The organism is Pedomonas sp. (genome assembly GCF_036515995.1).
GTDB lineage: Bacteria > Pseudomonadota > Alphaproteobacteria > Sphingomonadales > Sphingomonadaceae > Pedomonas.
In genome coordinates this window covers 18,003-28,724 of sequence record NZ_DATBUP010000047.1, presented here as the reverse complement: position 1 = coordinate 28,724, position 10,722 = coordinate 18,003, and the positions used below count along the sequence as shown (strand labels likewise).

The window sequence follows — 10,722 nt, the reverse complement described above, 5'->3', positions numbered from 1 at the left end:
TGATCCGGCAAGCCGGCTTTATCTCAACCGCCAGTCGCGGGGCTTTGTCCTCGAGATCGCGCCGCTCGTCGGCGCGAATGATCAGGTGGCCGAGACCCTGGCCCAGTTCTTCTCGGAAAGCCTGCCGGCGGGCAGCCGGGTGCAGGTGCTCCACTGGATGTCGCCGCGGGTCGGCCGGGTGATCGACGCATGGTTTGCAAAGCGCTATACGGTCGGCGGCGTTTACGAGCACATGGCGCGCCACCGCGCGGATTATCTGAAACGAGGCGTCTGGGACTCCCTGTCCGGGGATGCGCCGTTTCATCTACGCCAGCACCGGGTCTTCCTCTCGGTCGGCGTTGCAGCAACAGCCAAGGCAGGGGCCGAGGCGCTGGTCTCGACCCGGGAGTCGCTGCAAAGCGCGCTCAGGAGCCTGGAGGTCGACAGCCGCACGGTCGAGCCGGAGGGTTTGATTGAACTCGTCGACGAGCTGACCTCGCCGACGACGATAAGCGCTGCCGAGCGATGCGCTTACTCGGCCCTCGATCCGATCGCCGATCAGGCCGTGCGCCGGGATATCGAGCTCAGGATCGAGCCCGAGAGAATGGTGCTGCGCACCGAGCGGTTCCGCATGATTGGCCGCAGCGCCGACGGCACGCCGGGCATGGGCGAGGTCCTGCCCGACAGGTTCGATCTGCGCCATTTCGGGGTGAGGGCGTTCCCGCAGCGCTGGGCCCCCTGGGACATGGCGCGGCTGATCGGGGATCTCTTCTCCAGCAAGCTGAGAATGCCCTGTCCGGTGGCAACCATATGCTGCTTTGCCGTGCCGGACGAGACGGCGGCAAAATCGAGGGCCTCCTACAAATTCATGCGGACGACGAGCCTTGTCGAGGGCCGCTCGGCGCGGTTCATTCCCAGCTTGCGCGATCAGCAGGCCGAGTGGCAGTACGTGCATGAGCAGCTCGGCAATGGCCGCAAGCTGGTGCAGCTCTACTACGGTCTTCTCGTTTATGCGCCCGAGGGGCGCGGCGATCGCTATGAAGAGATCGTGCGCTCTGTCTACGCTGCCGCCGGGTGGGAGTTGATTGACGAGCGGTTCCTGCAGATCCAGGGCCTGCTCGCTGCCCTGCCGCTGACGTTTGCCGATGGTCTTTATGAGGACATGCTTCGCCTCAAGCGGCTGCGCTCGCAGCTGACAACGGCCGCCGCCAGCCTTGTGCCGGTCCAGGGCGAATATCTGGGTGGCGCGGTTCCCCATCTGCTGTTGGTCGGACGGCGCGGTCAGCCCTTCTTCTGGTCTCCGTTCGAGAACAGCGCCGGCAACCACAACACGGTCGTCATCGGCAAGTCAGGCTCGGGCAAGTCGGTGCTTCTGCAGGAGCTGGTCGCTGCTCTGCGCGGGGCAGGCGCGCGGGTGTTGGTCCTGGACGATGGCCGCTCGTTCGAGCACAGCGCCAAGCTCCAGGGCGGGCAGTTCATCGAATTTACCCTGTCCTCGGGTATCGGGCTCAATCCCTTCTCCATGGTCGACCCCACGCGGGCCAGCGATGACGAGGACTACCGGCTCGAGAGCCTGACCTTCATCCGCACCATTCTTGGCCAGATGGCACGCTTCACCGGGCAGCTGACGGACGCCGAGCGCGGCCTGATGGACGAGGCGGTCAACCGGGTGTGGGGTGACAAGGCGCAGGCGGGCTCGATCGATGACGTTGCCGAGCATCTGGCCGGCTCGGGCGAGATGGGGGAGAATCTGGCGGCAAGCCTCAAGCCCTACCGATCGAGCGGAACCTACGGCAGCTTTTTTGCAGGGACTGCCACCCTCAGGCTTGATGATCCCTTCACCGTTTTCGAGATGGCCGAGCTGCGCGGCAAGGTCGAGCTGCGCGCCGTCGTCCTTGCGGCCATCTTATTCTCGATCATGCAGATGATGATGAGCCGGCCGCGCCAGGAACTGAAGGCGGTTTTGCTGGATGAGGCGCACCAGCATCTGCAGGGCGGCTCGATCGCTGAGGCGGTGGCCCTTTTGGCGCGCACCATCCGCAAGTATCGCGGCAGCCTCATCACCGCAACGCACTCGCTCAACGACTATTATCTCGCGGAAGGGTCAAAGGCGGCGCTCGAGAACAGCGACTGGATGCTGCTGCTCCAGCAGACGGCAGAGAGCATTCTGGATTTTCGGAAAAACGCCCGCTTCCAGATGGATGACGCGACCGAAACTCTCCTGCGCTCGGTCCGTCGGCAGGGCGAGGACTATTCGGAAGTCTACATCCGCGGCCCGGACATGACCGCCATCGGCCGGCTGGTCTTGGACCGCTATTCAGGAACCGTCTACTCCTCGAGCCCGACCGTGTTTGCCGCGATCGAGGCCGAAGTGGCGCAAGGGCGCACCATGGCCGAGGCCATCGAGACGGTGTCGTTCGGCGCACAGCAAAAACCGCAGACGAAGGAGCTGGATGATGAGCGTCTGGCAGCCGAGTGAGGCTTTTGGCCGCCGCGTGCAGGACGGCCTGTTCGCCGGTTTGACGCTGCTGCTCTGGCTGGCCGGCAACTGCCTGGCGGGCCTTGGTGTGGTGACGGCGACATTTTTCCTGCTGAGCGGGGCGAGCTTTCACACCTTTCTCCTGCACCTGCACAATCTGACAGTCCGCTATGTGGCGGCGGACGCCGCGCGCCAGGCCTCGTTTCAGGACATGACGCTCATTGCCATGACGGTTCTGCTGGCGGGGGTCTGCGTCGTGCGCCTGCCGGTCCTCCTTCGTCGTCTGAGAGCTGGGTGGCCTGCCGGCAAAGGAGGGCAGGCATGAGCGGGGAGGGTAATGTCATCGCTTGGCATCGGCGGCATGTTTTGGGGTGGCGGGTCGACATGCTGGCTGCCGCCTTGCTTGGAATTGCCGCTGTGGTGTGGGGTGCCTGGCTGACGCGCGAGGTGCTGGAATTTGAGCGACAACGGATTGTCAGCGTCTCGCTCCAGTCACTCGTTGAATCCTATGTTGCGCAGACGGCGCGGGCAGGGGTGACGGATGACGAGGCCGAGCGCCGCACCAAAGCCTATTTGCAGGCCGTGGAAGCCGCGATCGCGGGTCTCAGTGATGGCCAGACGATTGTACTGGTCTCTGAAGCCACGCTTGGCCGAAGTGTGCCGGATGTCACCCCGGCCGTTGAGGCGGCGGTTGCGCGGGCAATGACACCGGGGCCCGCAAAGGGGGCAAGGGATGGGCGCTGACAGCGTTGCTCCCCGCTTCTGGACGCCCCAGCGCCGGCGGCTTTATGCAGCCTATGGTATTCTGGCGCTGCTGACGTTTGCGCTATCAGCTGTCGACAGCTGGCAGCGCCGGCATGGCCTTGTCATCAACATCACGCAAAGCCTGCCGAACTGGGCGTTCTGGATCGACCGGGAAAAGCAGCCCTCGCGCGGCGACTACGTCTTTTTCCAGGTGCCCCCAACGCCGCTGGTCCGCACGCATTTCGGGGAGCGGCCCCAGCTTTTCGGGAAAAGAATTGTGGGCATGCCGGGCGATGTGGTGACCCGGCAGGGGCGCACGTTCCTCGTCAACGGGCGACCGGTTGCAACCGCCAAGGCGCGCTCGCGCCGGGGCGTGCCGCTGGCCCTGGGGCCAACGGGCGTCATCCCGCCCGGCCATTATTTTGTGGCAACGCCCCACCCGGATGGTTTTGACAGCCGCTATGCCGAGATCGGGTGGGTGCCGCACCGGCATATCGCCGGCATCGGCACGCCGATCCTGTGAGGTGGGTATGGGCAGGGCGTTGATCCTCAAACCAATAATTGCGGCAACGCTCCTGTCGGCGCTGGCCTTGCCGGTGCAGGCAAAGGACTATGGCCAGGCGGGCGCGGTGTTTCCAATTGTGGAGGAAGATTTCCTCAAGGTGATCGAGGCCCGACTGCGCGCCATGGAAAAAAACGGCGCCCTGGCGGCAGCCAACCGAAAGCTCGCCGAGACCGTCAAGGCGCAGGTGCTCGATCCGCCCGCGGTGCGTGGCCTGGCCCCGGCGCAAGGCCCACGCAGCTGGTTGTTCGACCCCGGCATCGAGCTGCAGGAAGACATTCGCGATGCCGAGGGCAGGCTCGTTGCGGCGCGCGGGACCCGGGTCAATCCGCTCGATCACGTCGGCCTGCGCCAGCGCCTCGTCTTCCTCGACGGCACGGATGATGCGCAGGTGCGCTGGGCGGTGACGTCGACCGCGCCTGAGACGGTCAAGCTCATCCTCACAAATGGGTCGGCCTTCCGGTTGATGGAGCAGCACAAGCGGCGCTTCTATTTCGATCAGGCAGGCAAGCTGACCGCGCGCTTCGGCCTTTCCCATGTGCCGGCGGTTATCGAGCAGGAGGGCCGGCAGCTGCGCATCCGCGAAGTCCCCATAAGCAGGCAGTCCCTGGGAGACCAGCCATGAGGCTGTGGTGTCTCCTCGCCTTCGTGACGGCGATCGGCCTGACCAGCCCGGCAGCGGCCGTTCTGCCTGGCAAATGCTCGGGCCGGTTCGTCAACCCGATCACCGACATCTGCTGGTCCTGCCTGTTCCCGATCTCAGTTGGCGCGTTTCCGGTCTGGCCCTCGGGGCGGCCGGATGCGCCGAACCCGCCCTTGCCGGTGTGCTACTGTCCGCCCCTTCAGGTCGGCGTCTCCATGGGCTTCTGGGAGCCGATCCGGCTGGCCGACGTCAGCATGAAGCCGTGGTGCTTCGTCAACCTCGGCGGGCTCAGCCTGAACCCGGGCTTCGACATCGGCCACAAGCAGTTCGCCGGCCCCTCGATCCTTGGCGGGAATGGCCAGAACAGCGGCGGCTGGCATGTGCACTGGTATGTCTATCCGCTGATCTACTGGCTCGAGCTGCTGACCGACTTTGCCTGCATGGACGAGGGCTCCATCGACGTGGCCTACATCAGCGAGGTCGACCCGCTCTGGCAGGATTCCGAACTGGCCACCATCATCAACCCGGAAGCGGTGCTCTTCGCCAGCCCGCTGGCAACCGCGGCCTGCGCGGCCGACTGCGTGGCCGCAACAACGGCGCTGCCGCTGGATCCGCTCAGCTGGTGTGCCGGCTGCTTTGGTACCATGTACCCGATGAACGGCAATATTCCGGCCCAGTTCGGCCACGTGCAGGGCTCGCGTCTGGCGCTCTCGCGCTTCATCTACAAGCTGCACCGCCAGATGGTCGCCGAAGGCACCATGGGCGCAAAGGGTCTGTGCAGCAAATACCCGATGCCGATCCTGCGCAAGCAGCAGTACCGCCTGCAGGCCGTCAATCCGCGCCCGCAGACCTCCGGGCGCTATGCCTGCGCGCCGATCGGCGCCTCCCCGCTGCTGTACGGTGCCGGCCAGATGCTCCCCGTCATCGGCGAGGACTTCGGCTACCTCGTCTGGCGCAAACGCAACTGCTGTGTCTTGTGAGGGGAGGGGCTATGCGCGCGGATCCTTCTGCCTTTTCTCCTCAGCGCCCCGGGTGGTGCGTAAGAGACGCTGGCACCGGGCAAGATCAAGGCCGTTCGGCGATGAGCGTATCTCCTGTGTGCCGAACGCGTGTGTCGTTTGCGGAGTGGCGGCGGGCAGATGTGCCTTGTCATTGTCAGAAGCTTCGGCGACCGCGCCAGGTGCAAACGCAACTGCTGTGTCTTGGGAGGGGAGGACCATGCGTAGGCTGATGCTCCTGTCCTTGCTGTTTGCCAGTCCGGTCGCGGCGCAGGAGACAATGACGAAAGGCGAGGTCGAGGCCATCCGCGAGCGGGCCAGGGCCCATGCCTCCGAAGCCGAGGCCTTTGCCGCGACGATCCGGCAGCGGGCGGAGGCCTTGCGCGGCGAGGCTGAGGCGCTTCGGCAATCCGCGCGGGCGAACCGGGTGGCAGCACCTGCCTCTGCCGGCGCGCCGGTCGAAGGCCTTGACCTTGATCGGCTGGTCGCCGCCTCCGAGCAGCTCCAGCGCGCAAGCGAGGAGGTCGGGCCGCAATTGCTGGCCTTCGTTTCCTTTTCCATGCCCGAGGCCGCGCTGCGCCAGATCGTCCAGGACGTGACGGCCGTCGGCGGCGCGGTCGTCTTTCGCGGCATGCCGCAGAACAGCATCAAGGCGTTTCGCAATCGCCTGCTCGGAGCGCTCGGGGCCAACAAGGCACCGGCAAACATTGGCATCGATCCGCGCCTGTTCCGGGCCTTTGGCGTTATCGAGGCGCCGACCTTCGTTGTGGTCTCGACCGGCTTTGAGCTGTGCGACGGTTTTGACTGCCAGGACACCCCGCCGCCCTATGACCGCATGACCGGCAACGTGAGCGTCGCCTATGTGCTGGAGACGGTGGCCGCCGGACGGGGGCCTGGCGCGGCCGTCGCAAAGGTCCTGGCGCAGCGGCTGAAGCAGCCGGCGCGCTCCGGAGGGGCCGAGCCATGACGCTGCGTTCTTTGCTACTGGCCTTGTTGGCGCTGGGACTGGCCAGCAGGGCGATCGCTTCGGGCGACATCGATGCGATCAAGCAAGACGCCAAAGCGTTCGGCGCGCAACTGCTCCCCGGAGTGCAGGCCGGCGCCACAACCGCGCCGACAGCGGAGCGGCTGCCCGGATACCAGGCGGGGCCCTATCCCGAGAGCAGCTACCAGGACAGTCCAGACGTCATGGGTGCAATGGGGCAGGCGCAAGTCTCAAGCCATCCCGGCGCTGCAACCGTCCACTCCAGCATGGCGTTGCGCCCGCAGTTCGAGACGGCCGACATCGAAGCGGCAATTGCCGGCGGGATGGCGGTCTCCGCCGACCCGGGTATTTATGTCACCGGCTACTCGGGTGAGCAGGGCGATTGCCGGCCGCTGCCGCCGGGCGGCGACATCGGGGCAACCTACGAGCAAACGTGCAATAGCGGCATGCGGGTTGAGGAGGGCGCGCGCGCCTGTCCGATCACGCTCGAGCACGATATCCGGACAAGGCACCGGTACGAGTGCAGCCATGATCCGGTGCGCAACCAGGTGGACGACTGCGCCCTGTTCGACGGACACACGAGCTGCTCCCTGACCGGATCCCGGCCGGGGGCGTGCCTGGTCGAGGGGCGCTTCGGGTGCGTCGAGCCGGGCGAGCTCATCCTGGAGATGCAGTGCCCGGCTTTGGTGCCAGGCGCGACGCTGCTCTCCAGCACCGCAACCTACCATGGGTCGACACGAAACGAGAGCGCCTGCGCCGGCCTCGCCGCCAATGCCGCCTGCTCTGCGCCGACCGAAGTCTGCACTGACAGTGCGCCTCAGACCCGCACCATTGAGGGTCTCAGCATCACGCAGGACTGTTGGGGGTGGGTGCGCACCTACGGGTGCGCGGCGTTCACGCCGGACAGCGACTGCGGCCCGCTGGAAGAGCTGGGCTGTACCTTCCGGCGCGAGGCATGCCTCTCCGAAGGCGCGCCGTGCTCGATGTGGGAGCGGGTCTATGCCTGCCCGATCCCGGATGCACCGCAGCAGACGACCCAATACATCTGCGATGCGGACGTCGTCTGCATGGACGGCAGCTGCGAGACGATCACGCGCGAGCCCAACACCGAGTTCAAGGATGCGGCCGTCGCGCTTCAGGCCATGGGTCAGGTCGGCAAGGAGCTGGATCCGGAAAACCTGACCCTGTTTGGCGGCGAGCGCCTCACCTGCGCCAAGACCATTTTTGGTGCGATCAACTGCTGCGTGCCACGGGGACTGCCGCTCATCGGTGGCTGCGATGCCGAGGACCGGTTGCTCAAGGAGCGGCGTGAGAACGGCCTGTGCCACTATGTCGGCACCTATTGCAGCGCAAGGACGCTCGGCGTTTGCACCAAGAAGCGCGAGGCCCACTGCTGTTTTGCGAGCAAGCTCAGCCGCATTCTTCAGGTCGAGGGCCGCCGGCAGCTGGGCCTGCCGTGGGCGGACCCAAAGGAGGAGACCTGTGCGGGCCTGACCATCGACCAGTTCGCCCAGCTTGATCTCTCGCAGATGGATTTCAGCGAAGTCTACGCCGAGTTCACCGAGGCGGCGCGCCTGCCGGATAACCTGGCGACGATCGATCAGATGAAGCAGCGCATCACCCAGTACTACGAGGCCGCGCAATGAGGAAACCTGAACCGTGCCTGGAGACGACGTCGTTTCAGCTGACAGTTGCCCTTGCCCTCTGGGCAATGCACAGCGCGCCGCCAGAGGCGCTGGCTCACACCCTGACGCGCCACTACGAGCTGCAGATCTCTGAAAAGAGCGTGTCGGAGTCTCTGGAGGCCATGACGAAGCGTGGCTGGGTACGCTCGAGAGATGGCTGCAAATGGCAGTTAACACGTTCCGGAGAGGATGCCACGCGGCTGTTCTTTGAAGCCCTGGTGCGGCAGATCGATGGTGGCTGCGGCTTGTGGCAGGTCGGCTTGATGTGGACGCTGACAGGCCGGGGAGGCGCGGATGAAACGCGCCATTGATTGGCTTTGGTGCCGTGCAGTGGCGCGGCAAGCGGGAACCGGGCGCGCCACTGCAGTCGTGTGTCCGGGCCGGGCCTTTGCGCGGGCGCTGGCCAGTATCTTGGCGCTTCTAACGGCAGCGAGCGCCGGCAGCGGTTCTGCTGGCGCTGCCGGTCAGGCCGAGCGCTTCTACTGTGAAGAGCGGCAACTGGGTCACTGGTTCTACTGTACCCGACCTGAGCCAACGCCTCCGGCGACACAGCCTGCCCCGGAACCAGAGCCCTCATACCAGGAGCGTCTGGGCGAGGTGACCGAGAAACTGCGCGAGCTGAAGGCGCGGGCCATTCTCGAGCCGACCGAGGAGAATGTGGCGGCCTATGTCGCCTTCCAGCGCGAGCAGCTGGACCGGTCAGGCCTTTTCACCGACGTCTGGCAGCGGCTCCTCTGGCAGCGCCCGGACCTGGACTACACCTTGAAGCGCCCGGTCTCGACGCTCGGCAAGCAGGCCTGGCTGGACGCACGCCAATCCGACAAGAAAGCGCTCATGGCCCAGCTGCCGGAGCGGTATGGCTTGTTTTATTTCTACGCCGCCAGCTGCCCCTCGTGCCGGCTGATGACGCCGGTTCTCAAGTACATCGACCAGACCTATGGCCTTCACATTCAGGCGGTCTCGATGGATGGCGGCGCCAATCCGGATTTTCCGGATGCAGTCGTTGATCGGGGCCAGAGCGCGCGCATGGGCCTGCCCTCAAAGACGGTTCCGGCCCTGGTGCTGTTCGATACCGAGACGAAGCAGTTCATTCCGATCGGACATGGGCTGCTCTCGGCCGACGAGATCCTGGAGCGGATTTTCATTCTGACCCAGACGAAGCCAGGGGAAGACTATTAGGAGAGAAGTGATGCTCAGGCAGGCCAAGGCCGTGCTGTACCGTGTGGCGTATGGGATGACGCTTCTGGCCGGGCTGCATCTGGCAGTGCTCCCGGTCTCCGTGCAGGCGGACGTGGCCTCGTCCATGGCGCAGGCGTTCGATGACATGGGCGCGGCCGCCAACGTCACCGGCCCGTCGGCCTTTCAGGGACAGTCGGCAGGCTACTACAGCCTTGGCAACGTCTGGGTGCGCATGCCCCAGAAGACGACGAACATCGCCAATCTGCAGCTGCCCAGCGCCCGGGCCGGTTGCGGCGGCATCGATCTGTTCTCGGGATCCTTTTCCTTCGTCAATGGCGGCGAGATTGTCGCGCTCATGAAGGCCGTGGCCAACAATGCGGCCGGCTTTGCCTTCAAGATCGCGATCGATACCGTCTGTCCCGAGTGCGGCCATGTGCTCGAGAGCATGCGCCAGGCCGCGCAGCTGATGAACAATTTCAACATCTCAAGCTGCGAGGCAGCACAGGGGCTGGTGGGCGCGGTCTGGCCGCAAAGCGACCTGGCCGACAAGGCATTCTGCGAGAGCATCGGCAACTCGTCCGGTCTTTTTACCGACTATGCGGCGGCCAAGCACGGCTGCGGCTCGAAGGGCCAGCGCAGCGCAACGGTCGCGGCAGCCGATCCGCTGACGCAGGACGTCAATCCGGCGCTGCCGCGCAACTTCACCTGGGAAATCCTGAAAAAGACCGACTACTTCAAGGCTGGCGGCACGCACGACTACCAGATGATGGAATATGTGATGAGTTTGGTTGGCACCATCATCTACCAACCGCCCAGCGATGCCTCGCCCGGCAAATACAGCCCGGTCCTGGGCGATTCTTCGGGACGGCTGGCAACCGCGCTGCTCGATGGCTCGGGATCGCCGCCGGTCCAGTATTACAAGTGCGATGAGCACGACAAATGCCTCAACCCCACACTGACCCAGCTGAACCTGGCTGCCGCGGATGCCTTGCGCGCCAAGGTGCGCGGCATGATCGATACCATGGCAACCAAGGTGCGCGGCTCGGCGGCGCTCACCGAGAACGAAAAGGCCCTGCTTCAGGTCGCAACCATCCCGCTCTACAAGGTGCTGGTGGTGCAGGCGGCCTATGGCCGGGGCCTGAACATCGATGACCGTGATACGCTGGCGGAAGTGACGGCGATCGACCTGCTCTTTGCCCAGCTCGACCATTTTTTCTCGATCATCTCGCGCTCGCAGGCCAATTTCATCGCCTCTGATGAGGCCAAGCTTCAGGCCTGGGCCGAGCTGATCGGCCGCTCGCAGGCGGCGCTCGCCAACCGGCAGCGCGAGGTACACTCGAAAGTCTCGGTTGTGATGCAGATCATCCAGCGCACCGCGTTCCTGGAATCCATGCTTGCGGCGCAGATGGCAGCGCCCATGGCGGCCTCCATCGACTGGTCGCGTTCGATCTCGGCCAGCCGGCTGTAG

At 65.2% G+C, this 10,722-nt stretch carries 11 protein-coding genes; all 11 read left to right on the top strand.

The features are described 5' to 3' along the window. Positions 1-2,458 (top strand): type IV secretion system protein TraC (gene traC, locus VIG90_RS04095; RefSeq protein ID WP_331592173.1); only part of this gene is annotated, 2,458 nt, incomplete at its 5' end. Beyond that, positions 2,436-2,783 (top strand): hypothetical protein, encoded by a 348-nt coding sequence (locus VIG90_RS04090; RefSeq protein ID WP_331592172.1) that lies wholly within the window; start codon positions 2,436-2,438, stop codon positions 2,781-2,783. The genes traC and VIG90_RS04090, both read left to right, overlap by 23 nt. Continuing rightward, positions 2,780-3,202, top strand: a complete 423-nt coding sequence (locus tag VIG90_RS04085) for a TrbI F-type domain-containing protein (protein ID WP_331592171.1) — start codon at positions 2,780-2,782, stop codon at positions 3,200-3,202. The genes VIG90_RS04090 and VIG90_RS04085 overlap by 4 nt, the downstream gene beginning before the upstream one ends. After that, positions 3,192-3,725 carry a S26 family signal peptidase gene (locus tag VIG90_RS04080; RefSeq protein WP_331592170.1) on the top strand — a complete coding sequence of 178 codons (534 nt, stop codon included), beginning with the start codon at positions 3,192-3,194 and terminating at the stop codon, positions 3,723-3,725. Before VIG90_RS04085 ends, VIG90_RS04080 begins: the two co-directional genes overlap by 11 nt. A 7-nt stretch (positions 3,726-3,732) precedes the next feature. Further along, positions 3,733-4,389, top strand: coding sequence for a type-F conjugative transfer system protein TraW (gene traW, locus VIG90_RS04075; protein WP_331592169.1), 657 nt, complete (start codon positions 3,733-3,735; stop codon positions 4,387-4,389). Next, positions 4,386-5,387, top strand: a complete 1,002-nt coding sequence (gene traU, locus VIG90_RS04070; RefSeq protein WP_331592168.1) for a conjugal transfer pilus assembly protein TraU — start codon at positions 4,386-4,388, stop codon at positions 5,385-5,387. Before traW ends, traU begins: the two co-directional genes overlap by 4 nt. Before the next feature lie 238 nt (positions 5,388-5,625). Further along, positions 5,626-6,372, top strand: coding sequence for a type-F conjugative transfer system pilin assembly protein TrbC (trbC, locus tag VIG90_RS04065; RefSeq protein WP_331592167.1), 747 nt, complete (start codon positions 5,626-5,628; stop codon positions 6,370-6,372). Beyond that, the gene (locus VIG90_RS04060) at positions 6,369-8,036 is read left to right on the top strand and encodes a conjugal transfer protein TraN (RefSeq protein ID WP_331592166.1); all 1,668 of its coding nucleotides are present in this window, start codon (positions 6,369-6,371) and stop codon (positions 8,034-8,036) included. The genes trbC and VIG90_RS04060 overlap by 4 nt, the downstream gene beginning before the upstream one ends. Next, on the top strand, positions 8,033-8,386 hold the full coding sequence (locus VIG90_RS04055; RefSeq protein WP_331592165.1) for a hypothetical protein: 354 nt from the start codon (positions 8,033-8,035) through the stop codon (positions 8,384-8,386). The genes VIG90_RS04060 and VIG90_RS04055 overlap by 4 nt, the downstream gene beginning before the upstream one ends. After that, positions 8,370-9,254: a conjugal transfer protein TraF gene (locus VIG90_RS04050; protein WP_331592164.1), complete on the top strand. Its 885-nt coding sequence runs from the start codon at positions 8,370-8,372 to the stop codon at positions 9,252-9,254. The genes VIG90_RS04055 and VIG90_RS04050 overlap by 17 nt, the downstream gene beginning before the upstream one ends. 10 nt (positions 9,255-9,264) lie before the next feature. Further along, positions 9,265-10,722, top strand: coding sequence for a conjugal transfer protein TraH (locus VIG90_RS04045; RefSeq protein ID WP_414695465.1), 1,458 nt, complete (start codon positions 9,265-9,267; stop codon positions 10,720-10,722).

Coding starts and splice junctions, on each gene's coding strand:
- VIG90_RS04060 (WP_331592166.1), top strand. CDS start 6,369: ATGACGCTGCGTTCTTTGCTACTGGCCTTGTTGGCGCTGGGACTGGCC.
- VIG90_RS04085 (WP_331592171.1), top strand. CDS start 2,780: ATGAGCGGGGAGGGTAATGTCATCGCTTGGCATCGGCGGCATGTTTTG.
- traU (WP_331592168.1), top strand. CDS start 4,386: ATGAGGCTGTGGTGTCTCCTCGCCTTCGTGACGGCGATCGGCCTGACC.
- trbC (WP_331592167.1), top strand. CDS start 5,626: ATGCGTAGGCTGATGCTCCTGTCCTTGCTGTTTGCCAGTCCGGTCGCG.
- VIG90_RS04050 (WP_331592164.1), top strand. CDS start 8,370: ATGAAACGCGCCATTGATTGGCTTTGGTGCCGTGCAGTGGCGCGGCAA.
- VIG90_RS04045 (WP_414695465.1), top strand. CDS start 9,265: ATGCTCAGGCAGGCCAAGGCCGTGCTGTACCGTGTGGCGTATGGGATG.
- VIG90_RS04080 (WP_331592170.1), top strand. CDS start 3,192: ATGGGCGCTGACAGCGTTGCTCCCCGCTTCTGGACGCCCCAGCGCCGG.
- traW (WP_331592169.1), top strand. CDS start 3,733: ATGGGCAGGGCGTTGATCCTCAAACCAATAATTGCGGCAACGCTCCTG.
- VIG90_RS04090 (WP_331592172.1), top strand. CDS start 2,436: ATGAGCGTCTGGCAGCCGAGTGAGGCTTTTGGCCGCCGCGTGCAGGAC.
- VIG90_RS04055 (WP_331592165.1), top strand. CDS start 8,033: ATGAGGAAACCTGAACCGTGCCTGGAGACGACGTCGTTTCAGCTGACA.